This is a genomic window from Haloferax sp. DFSO52, assembly GCF_048158745.1.
Taxonomy (GTDB): domain Archaea; phylum Halobacteriota; class Halobacteria; order Halobacteriales; family Haloferacaceae; genus Haloferax.
Genome location: NZ_JBLOPB010000001.1, coordinates 1410716 through 1425927, shown reverse-complemented (window position 1 = coordinate 1425927; position 15212 = coordinate 1410716). Strand labels below are relative to the sequence as shown.

General features: G+C 56.3%; 19 protein-coding genes and 1 tRNA gene. 9 read left to right on the top strand and 11 right to left on the bottom strand.

Annotation, left to right across the window (positions count from 1 at the left end):
* Position 1 precedes the first annotated feature (1 nt).
* Complete coding sequence (locus tag ACK3SC_RS07445) at positions 2 to 1066, top strand: glycosyltransferase family 4 protein (protein ID WP_416839474.1); 1065 nt, start codon at positions 2 to 4, stop codon at positions 1064 to 1066.
* 37 nt (positions 1067 to 1103) lie between these two features.
* On the opposite strand, the gene ACK3SC_RS07440 is transcribed toward ACK3SC_RS07445, so the two are convergent.
* Together ACK3SC_RS07440 and ACK3SC_RS07435 are read right to left on the bottom strand one after the other, a co-directional pair.
* Complete coding sequence (locus tag ACK3SC_RS07440) at positions 1104 to 1589, bottom strand: dihydrofolate reductase (protein WP_416839473.1); 486 nt, start codon at positions 1587 to 1589, stop codon at positions 1104 to 1106.
* 56 nt (positions 1590 to 1645) lie between these two features.
* A complete protein-coding gene (locus ACK3SC_RS07435) occupies positions 1646 to 2029 on the bottom strand; it encodes a hypothetical protein (RefSeq protein WP_416839472.1) in 384 nt (127 codons plus the stop codon).
* Between the two features lie 123 nt (positions 2030 to 2152).
* Between ACK3SC_RS07435 and ACK3SC_RS07430 the strand changes: the two genes are divergently transcribed.
* The 3 genes from ACK3SC_RS07430 (at position 2153) to ACK3SC_RS07420 (ending at position 3829) form a co-directional block, all read left to right on the top strand.
* The gene (locus ACK3SC_RS07430; protein ID WP_416839471.1) at positions 2153 to 2668 is read left to right on the top strand and encodes a DoxX family protein; all 516 of its coding nucleotides are present in this window, start codon (positions 2153 to 2155) and stop codon (positions 2666 to 2668) included.
* A gap of 95 nt (positions 2669 to 2763) precedes the next feature.
* Positions 2764 to 2919 (top strand): hypothetical protein, encoded by a 156-nt coding sequence (locus ACK3SC_RS07425; RefSeq protein ID WP_416839470.1) that lies wholly within the window; start codon positions 2764 to 2766, stop codon positions 2917 to 2919.
* A 316-nt stretch (positions 2920 to 3235) separates the two neighbouring features.
* The gene (locus tag ACK3SC_RS07420; protein WP_416839469.1) at positions 3236 to 3829 is read left to right on the top strand and encodes a hypothetical protein; all 594 of its coding nucleotides are present in this window, start codon (positions 3236 to 3238) and stop codon (positions 3827 to 3829) included.
* A 49-nt stretch (positions 3830 to 3878) separates the two neighbouring features.
* Here the strand turns inward: ACK3SC_RS07420 and ACK3SC_RS07415 are convergent, their stop codons facing one another.
* On the bottom strand, positions 3879 to 4466 hold the full coding sequence (locus ACK3SC_RS07415) for a hypothetical protein (RefSeq protein ID WP_416839468.1): 588 nt from the start codon (positions 4464 to 4466) through the stop codon (positions 3879 to 3881).
* Positions 4467 to 4597: 131 nt separating this feature from the next.
* Positions 4598 to 4900 carry a hypothetical protein gene (locus ACK3SC_RS07410; RefSeq protein ID WP_416839467.1) on the bottom strand — a complete coding sequence of 101 codons (303 nt, stop codon included), beginning with the start codon at positions 4898 to 4900 and terminating at the stop codon, positions 4598 to 4600.
* Between the two features lie 160 nt (positions 4901 to 5060).
* Between ACK3SC_RS07410 and ACK3SC_RS07405 the strand changes: the two genes are divergently transcribed.
* On the top strand, positions 5061 to 5762 hold the full coding sequence (locus ACK3SC_RS07405) for a hypothetical protein (RefSeq protein WP_416839466.1): 702 nt from the start codon (positions 5061 to 5063) through the stop codon (positions 5760 to 5762).
* Between the two features lie 96 nt (positions 5763 to 5858).
* On the opposite strand, the gene ACK3SC_RS07400 is transcribed toward ACK3SC_RS07405, so the two are convergent.
* The 6 genes from ACK3SC_RS07400 to ACK3SC_RS07375 form a co-directional block, all read right to left on the bottom strand.
* Positions 5859 to 6269 (bottom strand): hypothetical protein, encoded by a 411-nt coding sequence (locus tag ACK3SC_RS07400; protein ID WP_416839465.1) that lies wholly within the window; start codon positions 6267 to 6269, stop codon positions 5859 to 5861.
* Positions 6270 to 6418: 149 nt separating this feature from the next.
* Positions 6419 to 6553: a hypothetical protein gene (locus ACK3SC_RS07395; protein ID WP_416839464.1), complete on the bottom strand. Its 135-nt coding sequence runs from the start codon at positions 6551 to 6553 to the stop codon at positions 6419 to 6421.
* A 236-nt stretch (positions 6554 to 6789) separates the two neighbouring features.
* Positions 6790 to 6966 (bottom strand) — tRNA-Trp (locus ACK3SC_RS07390).
* Between the two features lie 56 nt (positions 6967 to 7022).
* Positions 7023 to 7250 (bottom strand): DUF5795 family protein, encoded by a 228-nt coding sequence (locus tag ACK3SC_RS07385; RefSeq protein WP_416839463.1) that lies wholly within the window; start codon positions 7248 to 7250, stop codon positions 7023 to 7025.
* Positions 7251 to 7315: 65 nt separating this feature from the next.
* The gene (locus tag ACK3SC_RS07380; RefSeq protein WP_416839462.1) at positions 7316 to 7702 is read right to left on the bottom strand and encodes a secondary thiamine-phosphate synthase enzyme YjbQ; all 387 of its coding nucleotides are present in this window, start codon (positions 7700 to 7702) and stop codon (positions 7316 to 7318) included.
* A 42-nt stretch (positions 7703 to 7744) separates the two neighbouring features.
* Complete coding sequence (locus ACK3SC_RS07375; protein ID WP_416839958.1) at positions 7745 to 8656, bottom strand: DUF5794 domain-containing protein; 912 nt, start codon at positions 8654 to 8656, stop codon at positions 7745 to 7747.
* Positions 8657 to 9268: 612 nt separating this feature from the next.
* Here ACK3SC_RS07375 and guaB point away from each other — a divergent pair.
* From guaB to ACK3SC_RS07355, 4 genes are all read left to right on the top strand, one after another.
* Positions 9269 to 10765 (top strand): IMP dehydrogenase, encoded by a 1497-nt coding sequence (gene guaB, locus ACK3SC_RS07370; protein WP_416839461.1) that lies wholly within the window; start codon positions 9269 to 9271, stop codon positions 10763 to 10765.
* Between the two features lie 172 nt (positions 10766 to 10937).
* Positions 10938 to 12011, top strand: a complete 1074-nt coding sequence (locus ACK3SC_RS07365) for a TrmB family transcriptional regulator (RefSeq protein WP_416839460.1) — start codon at positions 10938 to 10940, stop codon at positions 12009 to 12011.
* 167 nt (positions 12012 to 12178) lie between these two features.
* Positions 12179 to 12769, top strand: coding sequence for a response regulator transcription factor (locus ACK3SC_RS07360; protein WP_416839459.1), 591 nt, complete (start codon positions 12179 to 12181; stop codon positions 12767 to 12769).
* 180 nt (positions 12770 to 12949) lie between these two features.
* Positions 12950 to 13090 carry a hypothetical protein gene (locus ACK3SC_RS07355; protein ID WP_416839458.1) on the top strand — a complete coding sequence of 47 codons (141 nt, stop codon included), beginning with the start codon at positions 12950 to 12952 and terminating at the stop codon, positions 13088 to 13090.
* On the opposite strand, the gene ACK3SC_RS07350 is transcribed toward ACK3SC_RS07355, so the two are convergent.
* Positions 13091 to 15193, bottom strand: a complete 2103-nt coding sequence (locus ACK3SC_RS07350) for a hypothetical protein (RefSeq protein WP_416839457.1) — start codon at positions 15191 to 15193, stop codon at positions 13091 to 13093.
* Positions 15194 to 15212: the final 19 nt, after the last annotated feature.

Here is a 15212-nt window from a genome sequence, read left to right as displayed (position 1 = left end):
CGTGCACGTTGGCCTCGTCGTCTACGGACCGCTCGACGGCCGCTCCGGCGGCTATCGCTACGACCTCGAACTCGTTCGGACGCTTCGGGCCGCAGGCGACGAGGTAACCGTCGTCTCACTTCCCGAGCGTCCGTATCGAAAACGACTGCGTGACAACCTCACAGTCCACCGACGGTTTCGTCACCTCGACGTGGACATCATCCTGCAAGACGAGTTGTGCCACCCGTCTCTCGCGGGTGTCAATCGCCGACTCGACGACGAGACGCCGGTGGTCTCGGTCGTTCACCACCTCGACTCGCGGGAACACAACACCACGTGGAGCCACCACGTTCGTCGAATAATCGAGACACAGTACCTCCACACTGTCGACGCGTTTGTCTTCAACAGCGAGACGACGCGACAGACTGTGGCGGCCGTCACCGACCCCGACCCCTCTGTCGTCGCCTATCCAGCAGGTGACCGATTCTCTTCGTTCGGCGTCCCGCTGGGCGACGAGGAGATTCAGTCTCGTGCCACCGACGGTCCGCTTCGTGTCGTCGCAGTCGGCAATCTCGAACCGCGAAAGAACGTCGACGGGTTGCTTCGGGCCCTCTCTCGCATCAGTGGTGACTGGCGCTTGACTGTCGTCGGAAACGCGGTCGATGCCGACTACGAACGGTCGCTTCGGGCGCTCGCTGACACGCTCGGCATTTCTGACCGAGTGATGTTCACGGGGAGACTCTCGGATGCGGACCTCGCGGCGACGCTCCGACGCTCACATCTGTTCGCGCTCCCGTCGTACTACGAAGGATTCGGTATCGCCGCCCTCGAAGCGATGGGATTCGGACTTCCGGCAGTCGTCTCGGCCAACGGCGGCGCGAGCGAACTCGTCACGCACTGCCGGGATGGGTTTCTGGTCGACCCGACGGACGTCTCAGAGATCACCGACGCGATTGCGCCGCTGTGCCGGAACCGACAGCGACTCATCGTACACTCGGTGGCTGCACGCGACCGATATCTCGAACATGGGACGTGGGACGAGATGGGCCAGACGGTTCGCGAGTTTCTCGTCTCCCACGTGAACTGACCTCGTTTCACAGTCCATCGGTTCGTCTCATCTCGTCTCAGTTGTCCATCCTTCGGACCCACTCTTGTAGTGTGAACCGCTCGTACTGCGTCTCTGAATCGAGTTGCCACTCGTCTGCGTCCCACTCGGGGTAGAACGTGTCACCCTCGTACGTCCCGGGGACTCTGCTCAGTACCATCCGGTCGAGGTGCGGCTGAAACAGTTCGTAAATCGCGCCACCGCCGATGACGTACGCTGTCTCGGCACCGAGTGACTCTGCGATATCGATTGCGTCCTCCACACTTCGGGCGTAGTGTGCCGTCTCCACGTCGAAGGCTTGCTGGGTTCGACTCATGACGATTTGGGAGGTTCCCGGCACGTCGTCTCGCATCAAGTCGAACGTCTGGCGGCCCATAATCACCGGGCTATCCGCAATTCGACTGCGATACTGTTTCTTGTCTTCGGGGATGCTGTCCCACGGAATTTCGCCATCTCGACCGATGACGTAGTTCTCCGAGAGGGCGGCGACAGAGACGAGTTCCATCGAGGGTAATGTTGGTTTGGCGAGAGAAAATCGTTATCCTTCACGTGGGTGGTGGGTTAGTCCGACAGGAGTTCCCCGACAGCAGTCGAGACTTCCTTGAAATCGTGGAGTGTGACGCCGTCCGTCGTCAAGAACACACCCTCGGTCCGCGTGGTGACACGAACGAGGAACCCGTTGTCGAAGACCCGAATCGTGAATCGATAGTTCCCGAGTTCTGAACCGCTGTACGCCGTGTGCGCGTCGAACCCCCACGACTCGTAATCGACGAACCCAGCGAGGTCAGCATCTGATTCGAGGTCAGACCGGAGATAGATTTGCTCGTATCTGTCCCTCGTAAAGTACGTAATCGACCGAAGTTGGTCTCCGATGGCCGTTCGACAGGCGGAGACCAGTTCCGACTCGCGGGCATCGTCGATGATGTCTTCTTCTTTAGGTTTCATCTGTCAACACCATAGAGTAAGTACGCCTCAGACTGTGCTATCGGCAGTTATGTTTCTCAATGTTTGAGAATGTCTAGCGCACACTATGATTTTTTGCAGCGTATCTCTGGTTGGTGACGACCAGTGTCATCAACCTTACAACAGAGAGGAATTGAAGAGTGGGCACCGACGCTCGTCCGACTCGCCGTCGGTTCGTCCATGATGGTCCACGGTGCCGGTAAACTGCTGAATATCGGCCCGAGCGCCATCGGAGTAGACGCCTTTGCGGCGTTCCTCGCATCACTCGGTATCCCCTTCCCCGTAGTGTTTGCTTGGGCGGCCACACTCGCAGAAATCGGTGGTGGATTACTCATCCTGTTAGGACTGTTCACGCGGTACGCCGCAGTCTTCATCGCGATTACGATGGCTGTGGCGGCACTGCTGGTCCACATCCCAGCAGGATTCCCAACCCTGAGCATCGGCACGGCCTACACGATTGGAGAGTACACGATAGTGTTGATTCTCACGTCCATCTCGCTCGTTCTCAGTGGCCCCGGACGACTCTCACTCGAACTAGCCATCTTCGACAGAGAACTCCTGCCGGCCGGCCTCGCCGAAGCACAGCCAACCCCACTCGAACCCGGTCAACCGAGGGGGTGAAACCACATTTTTGATTGGTTCAGCTGCTGTCCAGTTGTGGGGCCACCGCTTACTTGCCATGAGATTCTTACCTTCCTAGGGAGTGAGTTCGAGCGATGGCGAAACCATTCGAGGTCATCAGCGTCCTCGTGGCGCTGGAGTTCGTGGTCTTGGCTGCGATTGTCCTTCTGGTGGGGCCGCTTGAGGCTGTTGTTGGGGTCGTGCCGTTGATGCTGGTGTTGTTGATTGGGTTGGGTGTGTATTGGTGGTGAGGTGGTGTGGTTCTCACTGGGTGTTTGTTGCAGAGGGTGTGGTAGGGCTGGATGGGGAAGACCTCTGGTAGATAGCAGGATAGTTGTAGCTCTGATTTCAATTCTATATTCATGGGACGACCTGAATTTTCTGCCCCCGAGGAATCCGACAAAGAAAAGCACAGAAAAGCAGCGATTCAAGTTCAATATTCGCTGCTAGGTGCATTCCTTGGTGCAATCATCGGGACCGCTCCATTTTCGACAAAGGTGCTTGTAGTCATTGCAGCGGTCCTCGGGTTACTACCTTTCCTGACGAACCGTTATTGGGACCGGTTTCATGGAAAGTTACCTATCTGAATCAATTCAGGTTACTTCCGAAAAGAGGCTACTCTCGGTTGTGTTGCAAGTTTATGTTAAAGCAACAGCAAATCAGAATATGGGAGAACCGGAACAACCTGATGGACCTGACCCGTCTAGTTTGGAAGCAGTAAACCACACCCCAAAGGGCGTAATGCCGTTGACACTCAGAGTCACATATAGTTCTAACTCACCCACAGACTACGCCAATCTCAGAAGATCAGCCGGTCAAGTCATTATAGAGTTAGCAGACCCACTTTTCGGCTTGATCCGGAAAGCGGGCGAAGTGAGCGACTTCTTAAACGAACTCAACACCGCCTTGACTACGATTGGACTAGGGAGTATTGTTTCTCATTTCAGATCTACTATAGCTGAATATGTGAATACATTGCTACATGTGGATGCGTTCCCGAAAACAATCGCTCTGAGTACGGTTGCCTACCTCTTGAAGAAGATGTATGATGCTGAACTGCTGATGCTGGGATATATCCACCAGGCGTCGATCGATGAGTTACCAAACTGGCTGGGTCTAATTGAAAATGCAAAAAGTAACCCAGATATTAGTGTGACCTGATGTCCAAGGGTGAGTTCCGAAAATCGGTTAGAGAGGGAACCTGAGGCGCTTATCGGAGTTCTTCGTCTAATTCAAATGGAGTGAAATTTCGCATTAGATCCTCTTGGGCAGTAGACCTGTTCCAGAGGTCTTCTCGTTTTAACCGGGCCTTTGTACTAATCTCATGTTCAACATGTCCTGCATCGGTGCGAATTTTCAGAGTTCCACTAAGGAAGATAGTGATGTCTCTGTTCGGGAAATAGAGGTACGACGGAAGCATGGTCAGGATTTCCAATTGTCCTTCTTCATTGCCACCTATTTCACTCAACGTGATATTCGGAGGAGGACTGGACACCCCTTTCCGACTCCAAAAGATGTTCTTGAAGTAGGAGTCTTCCCTGCCTAGTGAAAGGACAACATTGATCCCGTCAATACGAAGTGGGCTAAAATTTCGATTGTCAATCATAATGGTGAATTCGGCATGAGGAAGGGAACCAGAATCTCGTATATTTAGGAGCATTTCTGGGTCTACAATGATTTTGTCCTCGATTTTACTCCGAACATTGCCTCTCACGAACTCCTTTCCCGTCAGATAAAGCTTGAGCAGGATCTTGGTGGGGCGTAAATCGTACAACAACTCAAATAGGTCCTTCCTCATCTGTTATTGTATTTTGATTGTGTTCTTCATTTAACTATTGTTGCGAGATCGAGACTCTTGGGCTAGAAATCTGTGCACTTCCGAGAACTGCCAAGTCTAAGAACTGTATTACAGCAACTCAAATACAATTATCAAACGCTTTTTTCATCTGACGGTGGTTCCCACTCGATCTTCTTGAGTTCACCCAATGCTATCCGGAGAGCGGATTTTCGCTCGTACTCAGCCAAAGTTTCTACGCTACCGTTGCGTAACTGCTGCTTTGCTTCTTCTAAATGAGATTGGTACTCTGGGGGAACCCAATCTACCTTGTCAAGATTACGAAGTCCAGTATCGAAAGTAGAGTATCTCTCGTCTTTGGAGAAACTCTCCCACGAGGCCAACCCACTTCCAATCACAACTTTTGCTTGTTCAAGAGGTTCTCGCTGTTTATCCATATAGTAAATTGATTGCCAAGTTCGTAAATGCCTTCTCCCTCTATCAACCAGGGTTCCGAGAAGAGGCTATCCTCTGAAGTGGAGATGATATTGGATAGAATTAGATCTGAGAAAAAATTCAACCAATACAATATATCTATTGAGTGAAAACTAAGCAACGATGGACGAACGGTACGAGGATCCACTTCAACAAGAGTCCTCACGGACAAACGAAGATGTAGTGCAGCAACAACAGCAAAATGAGGTGTCTATTCCTGTACCAATTTTTTTACAGAGTAACTCCGAAATTTTCGCTGTCATTGGGATATTCGCGGCAGTTACAACCTCAATTCCAAGAATTCTACCCAAAGGCACCGGTGGGGATGCTGCAGCACCGTTTGCAGTCGTTGGAGGGCTAATGATATTCGTCCTCACTGGCTCGATCATGTTCATCAGAGCTGCAGAGCAAATGGCAGCGGCTTCACGCGAACACAAACCGCTCAGAGTGGGTTGGTACTTTGGAATAGAAGTCTCATTCGTCATGCTTGGTGCAGCCGTAATTCAAGCGCTTGCGTATAGGCAGGATGCAGTAAGTTCTGTTGCAGATTTCTCTCTCGCAATTGGCGCTGCGCTGATGTACTTCACAATAATAAGGAGCTACGAATTTGGGGACGATATCCTTGCACCACGATTAAAATATATCGCATCCAAGTCGCGCGCAATCGCATTTATTATCGTATTTGCAATGGCAAGCTCGCCAAAGTACCCAATCGACATATCTTCAGAACCCCACTTAGCAGTGGTTGGTGAAGGAATTATTTGGCATTTTGTACTGTCATTCATCATATCAATAGCCGCGGAAACAGTCGATAGTAACCTCTAACGTCGGAAACGTCGGGGGTGCGAGAAAGCCGATGATATTCAGCAGTTCCGAGAAGAGGCTATTCGCAGAAAGCCATGGCTTTCTTGCCCTGTTCACTCACTTGATTCGGCGGTAAAATGTGTACTCTTTGCGATCAATGATTCCCGATGGATCAACGCCGGTTCCATCGACGGCGTCGACGAATTGGCTTGGGTTAACCCTCACTACCTCTGCCGGATCTGCGCCGGCCTCCTCAAGCATCTCCAGGGCAGCCGCGTTGTCCGTCACGGTGGGGTGCGTGGCCGCCAGCCTTTTCACGCCAGCCACGCTGTCTCCGACGCTCATCTCGTCATCTAACGCAGGCTCAATCACTTGTTTTCGTGCTTCTTTAGCCACCTTCTCCAAACGGATGAGCGCATTCCGCATCTTTGCAAGCGCCTTGGGGTGACTTGTGTCTATGCCGTGAACAGCCACGTCCTCGGCGTGACTGGCCGCGTCTTGGAGCGTTCCGGGTTCGGGGCGTACCATCGTATCTGGACCGTGGGGGAACATTCCATGTATAGCTTTCTTCGATCTTGGCCACATTGTAGCCCGTCAACTCAGGTTTCAGCTGCGATCCTGATGAATACGGCCCTCTATTCAGGACGGAGTTCATGACAGTAATAGAGTGAGCGTGGTTACAACAGATGCTTCCGAGAATAGCCTGCGCCGAGGATGTCTGGAAGGTACTCGCCTTTCGCCGTGCTGTTCTTCGACTCACTCAAGATCGAACGAAAGCGAATCTTCACGCGCTTCGAACGTGAGAGACTCACGCTGAATCACCCTGTGAGAGGGGCAAAAACGTAAGGTGAGGGCAGTTGCCCCTGCTTAATTACTGCCTGAAAAGATCGATTTTGGTATGGGCCGAATGGATTTGAACCTCGGTCGCTCTGCTCGCTTCGCTCGCGACGCTCCCTGGTTCAAATCCCTCCTCGTGCATCCGTCACCCGCTCACGAGGGGCGAGCACACGCTACGCGGTGCTCGCCGGGTAGTTCGCGGTAGAATGTATGGGGCCGGAGGGATTTGAACCCCCGATCGACTGATATCTCCGGTGGGCACCTCGGAACTCCAGAGGGTCGTCAACACGACCGATGATCAGTCGGTCGCTCAGTATATCAGCTGGAGTGTCGTCCCGGGCGCCAAGCCTCTGGAGTCAGTCGCCATGCCGGGCTTGGCCACAGCCCCGATTCGCTCTGTCTGCACTGTTTCGTATGCCGATTTTTCTTAAAGGGGTTTCGATTCTACTCGTCCCGGTCGTCGTCCGCCCAGTCGCACTCCTGGCACTTGTAGGCGACCACGAACTCGACCACACTCGGCATGTAGCCGACCTGAATGACGTTCTCTCCACACTCCGGACAGTCGAAATCGGCGTCTTCTATCGCTTCGGCTTCCAGCGGGCGCTCTCCCTCGACGAGTTCGGCGAGCGTCTCGGGCGTCACCATCCGACCTTGTACGACGCGGTTGCTCATACTCCGAGGAATCCCCCCGAGGAACGTAAGCCCTGCGTCACCGACAGCCCACATTCTGTCAGCGATTATGGCGTCGCCACCGTCACGGTTCGCGTCCGTGGGCCGTCGCACTCCACGAGCAGAACCGACTGCCAGCGCCCGAGGTCCAACTCGCCGGCGACGACTGGAATCGAGACCCCGTTGCCGACGAGGAGCGCCCGGAGATGCGAGTCGGCGTTGCCGTCGAGTTCGTCGTGTCGCCAGCCATCGTCTGAAACACTCGATTTCACCATCGATTCGATGTCGCTGAGAAGGCGCGGCTCGGCTTCGTTGACGCAGATGCCAGTGGTCGTATGTCGCGAAAAGACGGTACAGACGCCATCGTAGTCGGCTGGAAGGGCGTCTGCAACGTGGTCGGTCACGTCCAGTACCTGAAGGCGGCGCTCGGTTCGAACGTCGAAAGTGGCACGCATGCCACGGACTTCGTCACACGGAGAGAAAAGTTCGGCCGACGCCTAGAGCCACGGGGCGCGAGAACCGTCTTCACCGGGATAGCCGTAGCCCGGTTCCGGGGCGTCGTCGTCGTCGCTCGCATCCTGCTGGGGGTCGTCGTAGCCGACGTTCTCGCCGCCTACGGAAGCGTCGGCGGTCGGCACGTCGTCGCCACCGTCTGCGACGGCCCCGGTGGCCATCGAACCACCCTGTTCGGGACCTTCGGCGACGGTCAGGTCGTCGAATTCGCCGGCATCCGCACTCTGTCCGGCAGGGTCGAACGCGAACAGTGCCGTGACGCCGAGGACGCCGAGTGCGACAGGTGCCTTCGTCGGCATGAGGCCCAGCACGTCGAGGGCGAGCATGCCGAGTGCAACGGAACTCCCGAAGCGGAACAGGTCGATATCGACCGACCCGCGCAGACGGGGCGCGAACAGTGCGACCGACCCGGCGAAGGCGACACCGGTTCCGGCGGCGGCACCGGCACTGAGGAGGCGCGTCGTGTCAGGGTTGACGATGAGCTCGAAGCCCGAGGGGTTGAAACTCGCCACGAGTCCGAGGCCGATGATGACGCTCGGCGAGGGGAGATACTCTCCGACCTTCGAGGACGCCGTCTTCGCGGCGATGGCCAGGATGACGAGGCCAGCGAAGCGGTGGAACACCTCGAAGTTCAGGAGCGTCTCGATGGTCTCTGCGAGCGCGGCCTCGAAGACGGCAACGGGGATGAGGAGTGCACCGAGTAGGAGGATGGACGTCAGTTGCTCACGGCGCGTGCCGTCCATCTCCGCGAGGATGACCGCGACAGTCGCAGACCCACCGAAGATGAGCAGCCCAGTCTGGAGGATGCCCGTGATGGATGGGTCGCCTGCCGCAGTCGTCAACGCGCCCGCGATGATGAGTGCGGGGAAGATTCCGTCGATGAGGGGGAGACCCATAACCGTCGCCAGCAGGCGGGTGGCTCCACCGACCTGCTGCTCGAGGCGAAGGGCGACTGGGTGGCGTGAAACACTCATTCGATATTATTGGCCTTCACCATGGCCCAAGCGGCGATATGGACGCAATTCAGACAAGGGAGTACGAAGGTGTCGCACTGCGAGTCCTTTGTGTCCATTATTGAACTCCCGTTTAAATGTCGTCCACATCTGTGTAAAGAGAATGCCGGAGTCGGCGGTCGTCTGACCGGCAATACGCGATGCGGCGGGACACGTGGAGTCCATACACCATAGATTTAGGACAGGAGTATTAAACGTTGTGTGGGATACGACCGCATGGGACACGAACATCCCTGACCCACTTATAAAATCCTCCTACGATTCATCAGCCAATGTGTTCCAGTAGCTACGAATCGATGATACACGAACGTGAATATGGTGATTATTCACGAGGTACTGGTCCTCGGTACGTTGTCACGAAGCCACACGACCCAGTTCGAGATACCTGACGAGATGTATCCACTACCATGCATACATCACCGTAGTAGTTTGCGACACATCGACATGCCCGTGCTATCTCGCAACCCTTTTGTCGTCGCCGGAACCACGCTTGATATGGCGAACGACGTTCCTGACCGAGAACCCTTCTCTGAGAAGCTCCGGGTACCCGAGTCCTTGACATTCGACGACGTACTGCTCCGACCGATGGAGAGTCGTGTCGAACCCGACGACGCGAACGTTTCGACGCGCGTCTCGAAGAACGTCGAACTCAACATCCCGATCCTCTCGGCGGCGATGGACACGGTCACCGAAAGTGGGATGGCGATTGGAATGGCCCGTGAGGGTGGCCTCGGCGTCCTCCACCGAAACATGGACGCTGAGATGATGGTCCACGAGATCGAACGCGTCAAGCGCGCCGACGAACTCGTCATCCGTCGCGAAGACGTTGTGACGGCCAAACCCGGCCAGACCATCAGCGACGTCGACGAGATGATGGAGCGCGCCGGCGTCTCCGGTGCACCTGTCGTCGACGACGACGACATCGTCCTCGGAATCATCTCCGGCACCGACATCCGGCCGTACCTCGAAGTCGGCGAGTCCGACGAGGTCCGTGAAGCGATGACGGACGAGGTCATCACGGCGACGCGCGACGTGAGCGCCCGTGACGCCCTCGAACTCATGTACGACCACAAAATCGAGCGGGTCCCCATCGTCGACGAGGACAACCACCTCGTCGGCCTCGTCACGATGCAGGGCATCCTCCAGCGTCGTGAACACGAAAACGCCGCCCGCGACGAAGCGGGCCGTCTCGTCTGTGGTGTCGCAGTCGGACCGTTCGACCGCGAGCGTGCCCAGAAAGCCGACGAGGCCGGTGCCGACGTCATCTTCATCGACTGCGCCCACGCGCACAACCTCAACGTCATCGACACCGCCCGTGAAATCAAGGAAACCGTCGAAGCCGACGTCGTCGTCGGGAACGTCGGGACTCGCGAAGCCGCAGCGGAACTCGTCGACTTCGCAGACGGTATCAAGGTCGGCATCGGTCCCGGTTCCATCTGTACGACTCGCGTCGTCTCCGGGTCGGGAATGCCCCAGATTTCTGCCGTCGCTGAAGTCGCAGACGTCGCCGCGGAGTACGACATCCCCGTCATCGCCGACGGTGGCATCCGCTACTCCGGTGACGCCATCAAGGCAATCGCCGCCGGTGCTGACGCAGTCATGCTCGGTTCGTACTTCGCCGGAACTGACGAAGCGCCCGGCCGCGTCATCACGATGAACGGCAAGAAGTACAAGCAGTACCGCGGCATGGGCTCTGTCGGTGCCATGCGCTCCGGCGGTGCCGACCGCTACCTCAAGGACGACGACGAAGACGAAGAGTACGTCCCCGAGGGCGTCGAGGCTGCGACGCCGTACAAGGGGTCACTCGCATCTGAACTCCACCAGCTCGTCGGCGGGATGCAGTCTGGGATGGGCTACGTCGGTGCGAAGACGATTCCAGAAGTCAAAGAACACGCCAGATTCGTCCGTGTCTCCGCGGCGGGCCAGACCGAAGGCCACCCCCACGACGTGATGATTACCGACGAAGCGCCAAACTACAGTCCGAACGAGTAACTCCGGAACTCACGTTCGCTTTTCGACGGCCGTCTCCCAGTCAGTTCGAGCGATATCGGCCTGTTTTTCCGGTCGAGCAGTGCCGTTTGAACGTAATCGACACATCGTGATTCCCCCGTGGCAAGAAGAGAAGGATGATTAATAGGGACGGATGTTGTGCATCTATAAAGCGATGGATACTGCGGAGCTCCGTACTGCCCTTCGGAACGCTGGGTTATCTCAATATCAGTCAGAGGCATATGTCGCCCTTCTCCAGCTAGGTGCTGCGAGTGCAACTGAATTGGCTGACGCATGTGCAGTCCCGACAGCACGCATCTACGACGTACTGCGGGACCTCGAATCGAAAGGTTACATAGAGACGTACGAACAGGACAGCCTCCACGCGAGAGCGTGCGACCCGAAATCGGTGATGCAAGACCTCAAATCTCGCGCCGTCCAGCTCGACGAGGCTGCAGGTGAGATAGAAGCGCGGTGGCAACAACCGGCCGTCGACAGCCATATGCTGAGTATCGTCAAGCGATTCGAGACGGTCTTCAGTCGGGCTGAAGAGTTGGTCCGAAACGCGAAGAGTGAGGTCCAGCTCTCGATTACTCCCAAGCAGTTCGAGGCGCTCCGTCCGGCCCTCACCGAGGCGTACGAGAACGGTGCGTTGGTGAAACTCTCACTCCATCCCGACCAGGGAGACGAGTTACCCAGCATCGACGAAGAACTGTTTCAGGGCACGGCGACCGAAGTTCGCCGCCGAACGCTTCCGACACCGTTCGTCGCAATCGTCGATAGAACTGGCGCGTGCTTCGCACCCCACGCAGATTCGATGAACCAGTACGGTGTCCTCGTCGACGACTACACCCTCACGTACGTCTTCTACTGGTACTTCCAGACGGCGCTGTGGGAGGTCTGGGACGTCGTTTACACCGCACAGACACCCGAACCGCCAATCGTCTACTCCGACATTCGGCACTTCGTTCAGGACGTCGAACCGCTCTTTCAGGAGGGAAAAGAGATAATCACTCACGTCAGTGGCTACGAAACCGAGTCTCGCGAGCCGATAGAGGTAGTCGGTAAACTGACAGACGTGTACTACACTGCGGTGTCCGAACCAAAGGGGACGCTCTCGTTCTCAGAACTTGCTGGGCAGGTGTGTCTGACTATCGAGACCGGCGACGAGACGCACACTGTCGGCGGATGGGGTGCGGTGTTAGAGGAAGTCGAAGCGAACCGGCTCACCATCGAGTCGATTTCCTGACGCTGTCGGACGATTCGAACAGTTCGCATTGTCGGAATGTATAACAACTCCGAGTCCTCATAATCAGGTCAAGGCTGGTGCCGGGCACACTCGATAAGGGGTATTTTGATATACCATGGCACGACATTCAATTTAGTGAGTGTTCCCGGAACACCACCACACCACCAATGAGTGCAGAACAGCCCCTAGTGCTCGTCGTCGAAGACGAGCCCGACCTCGCCGATCTGTACGCAACCTGGCTTAGGGACGACTATCGCGTTCGTGTCGCCTATGGCGGTCGAGAGGCACTCGACGAACTCGACGACGAGGTTGACGTTGTTCTCCTCGACCGTCGGATGCCAGACCTCTCGGGTGACGAAGCGCTCACCGAGATTCGAAACCACGGCTTCGACTGCCGCGTCGCGATGGTTACTGCTGTCGAACCCGACTTCGACATCATCGCGATGGGATTCGACGATTATCTCGTCAAACCCGTCTCTCGCGAAGCGCTGACCGATACCGTCTCTAATCTCATCTTGCGAAACACCTACGATGTGGGAATTCAGGACCTCTTCTCGCTGGCTTCGAAGAAGGCGCTTCTCGAGTCAGAAAAAGACGAGACGACGCTCAAAGACAACGACGAGTACCAGCGGCTCACCGAGCAGCTCGACCGGCTCAAAAACGAACTCGACGACACACTGAGCCAACTCGACAACAACAAGGGGATTGCTGCGGTCTATCGCGACATCGGAAACGCGGACGACGCAGACGAGTCCTGACAGCGCGACTGCGACCCCGGGAACCAACTATTCGCCGGCTGCCGTTGAATTTCTGACAGAGAAGCCTCGTACCGAGAGGGTTCGAATTTCTTACAGACACATCTCTGTTAATTAAGTTATTTTCATATCAGATTTACACGAAAATTTATATCTCGCCGTCGCTCCTCGGGATAAGTGCATATGTCCGAAGAATCCAACAAGATGGTTTCGTACCTTCGTCAGAATCCCCGCATGATGGGCGTCCTGTTCACACTCACGCTCCTGCTGTCGCAAGCAGGAAGCGTGGCCGCAGGGAACACGTACGTCATCACCGGTCCGTAATTACGAAAGGAATTCGTCGTCCCAGTAGACGCTATCGTCGTAGACAACCGGAATCTGTTCTAACGCAAGGAAGTCTCTGAGTTCATCTTCCGTCAGAAGGATACCCGACAGGTCACCCGACGAGAGATAATACTGCGCGTCACCTGGCAACACGGGCATGATGAGTGACCCGATTCCTGCTTTGGATGTATGGTACGCCTGATACGACATCTCGTAGAGGTCCCCACGTTGGTGCTCGACTTCACAGAAGACTGCAACGCCGCTTTCCGTCTGGACGATCGAGATGCCACCGTCGCCCACGACACCGTACTGGTGGGCGATGTCGCTATCTGTTCGAACGACGTCGAGCGACGTCTGAAGTGGGAACCCTCTGTTGAGCAGTCGAGCGAGTGTTCGTCCGACACCGACGGCGTGACTGTTGATGACCTCGCTGAACGTCACGATACCGCCGATGGCACCCGCTTCGACGAGCGCCAGTCCCTGGTCGTACGACCGACACGCGTTGAGGAAGAACGCGCCCGTCCCAACGTGCTCGATGGTTTGTGCATCTACTTTCCCATCACGGCACTGGAACCCATCGTCGTCGATGTGACCGATGTAGTGGAGGAAGTCCGTCGGTTCCGCGAGCACCGTCCGTAACTCGGCGCGACTGAGGTTGTAGTGCGCATCGACATCGAACGACAGTCCGTCTCGGGTTCCGTAAACGTCGTCGACGATGTCCGTCTCGTCACTCATCTGCTGGTCGTTACAGATGACCGTGATGTCGATATCGCCCATCGTCGGCTTCCGCTGGAGACGGTTCTGGTACGCCGTCGTCGTCGTCTTACTCGCGCCAACCGGTGTCCCGTCGCTGACCCACGCTTGCTCTACTGAGTTGGACGAACTCGGCCGCACGTACGTCTCACTCTGTGTGGTTGTCCCAGCACTCCGAACGATGTCGTCCCGCAAGAAGTTGTCAACCGAGGCAGCTTGCACTTCCGAGTGTGAGACTTCGTGCCCACTGGGCGTCCGAACGACTGCGAGGTCGTTCGTGACGAACGGTAACAGTTCGATGTTGTCCGTTTGTGGTTTGACGTGCGTCGTCAGTTTCCACTCTGGGATGAGGTCGGCGATGTCGTCGAACCGGACGTCGAAGTAGGCCTCCAGTCGTTCGCTGAGTGGTGTGTCGTACAGAGACGGAACGTCGATATCGATTCGTGATTCGACGGTCTGTCGTTCGTGGAGTTCGACTTCGTAAATTCCCTCGGTTCGGACGACACAGTCGAGGAAGAACGTTCGCTTGAGGGCGCGCGCAACACTTTCTTCGAACCCATGTGGCCCGTCGAAGGAGTGAACGAACCCATCTTCGGTGACGAGTCTCGGGGTGTCTCCGGGGACGACCTTCGCACCGAGATAGTACGCTAGCGGTGTTGCGACGAAGATGTGACCCAACGTCGGCGGAAGTTCGAGTCGGACGCCGGTATCAGGTGCGTCCAGGCCATCTGGGATGTCAAGTTCTTCGCCGAGTTCGAGGAGGGGTGGGTGTCCTCGGAGCGTTGGATACGACCGCTCGACACTCGTCGTTTTGAGCGCCGAGCTGAACGCCGAGACGGCCTTCATCACGTCCAGCGGGTCGTCCGTCGTCGTGATGGTTCCTGCGGGGTTTTCGTGTGCTGACCGGGCACCGACGATAACGGTTTGCGTCTCGTCCAGCGAGAGAATCGTCTCCGTCAACGTCGCTTCGATGCTCACTGGCCCCTCGACACGGAGGTAGGTTTTGACCGCGCCGCACAGTTCGATACTGTACGTCCCAACACCGAACTGTTCTGTGCCTTGGTGGTCGACCTGTGCGAGCATCGACCCAGACTCGTCACGGATACAGACGACGAGATTTGCTGCGAGTTCGAGTCTGTCGGTTTCGATTTGAACTGCAGCGTCCGCTGGGAGTGAGAACTGGTTTTCGTCCGTTGGTTCGGGAGTGACCGGCGACGGCGTGTGTAAGAGGAACTGGTGTCGTTCGACGTTGTCACGAACGACTAACCCACTGCCATCCGACGGGAGCGAAAACCCAACCTCGAGAGTCGAGGTCTCGGGGAACGGTACGCTCAGCCCGGACTGATCCATTGTGTGTATGTGACACAAT

Coding starts and splice junctions, on each gene's coding strand:
- ACK3SC_RS07440 (WP_416839473.1), bottom strand. CDS start 1,589: ATGGAACTCGTCTCTGTCGCCGCCCTCTCGGAGAACTACGTCATCGGT.
- ACK3SC_RS07435 (WP_416839472.1), bottom strand. CDS start 2,029: ATGAAACCTAAAGAAGAAGACATCATCGACGATGCCCGCGAGTCGGAA.
- ACK3SC_RS07425 (WP_416839470.1), top strand. CDS start 2,764: ATGGCGAAACCATTCGAGGTCATCAGCGTCCTCGTGGCGCTGGAGTTC.
- ACK3SC_RS07420 (WP_416839469.1), top strand. CDS start 3,236: ATGGAAAGTTACCTATCTGAATCAATTCAGGTTACTTCCGAAAAGAGG.
- ACK3SC_RS07415 (WP_416839468.1), bottom strand. CDS start 4,466: ATGAGGAAGGACCTATTTGAGTTGTTGTACGATTTACGCCCCACCAAG.
- ACK3SC_RS07410 (WP_416839467.1), bottom strand. CDS start 4,900: ATGGATAAACAGCGAGAACCTCTTGAACAAGCAAAAGTTGTGATTGGA.
- ACK3SC_RS07405 (WP_416839466.1), top strand. CDS start 5,061: ATGGACGAACGGTACGAGGATCCACTTCAACAAGAGTCCTCACGGACA.
- ACK3SC_RS07400 (WP_416839465.1), bottom strand. CDS start 6,269: ATGGTACGCCCCGAACCCGGAACGCTCCAAGACGCGGCCAGTCACGCC.
- ACK3SC_RS07385 (WP_416839463.1), bottom strand. CDS start 7,250: ATGAGCAACCGCGTCGTACAAGGTCGGATGGTGACGCCCGAGACGCTC.
- ACK3SC_RS07380 (WP_416839462.1), bottom strand. CDS start 7,702: ATGCGTGCCACTTTCGACGTTCGAACCGAGCGCCGCCTTCAGGTACTG.
- ACK3SC_RS07375 (WP_416839958.1), bottom strand. CDS start 8,656: ATGGGTCTCCCCCTCATCGACGGAATCTTCCCCGCACTCATCATCGCG.
- guaB (WP_416839461.1), top strand. CDS start 9,269: ATGGCGAACGACGTTCCTGACCGAGAACCCTTCTCTGAGAAGCTCCGG.
- ACK3SC_RS07365 (WP_416839460.1), top strand. CDS start 10,938: ATGGATACTGCGGAGCTCCGTACTGCCCTTCGGAACGCTGGGTTATCT.
- ACK3SC_RS07360 (WP_416839459.1), top strand. CDS start 12,179: ATGAGTGCAGAACAGCCCCTAGTGCTCGTCGTCGAAGACGAGCCCGAC.
- ACK3SC_RS07355 (WP_416839458.1), top strand. CDS start 12,950: ATGTCCGAAGAATCCAACAAGATGGTTTCGTACCTTCGTCAGAATCCC.
- ACK3SC_RS07350 (WP_416839457.1), bottom strand. CDS start 15,193: ATGGATCAGTCCGGGCTGAGCGTACCGTTCCCCGAGACCTCGACTCTC.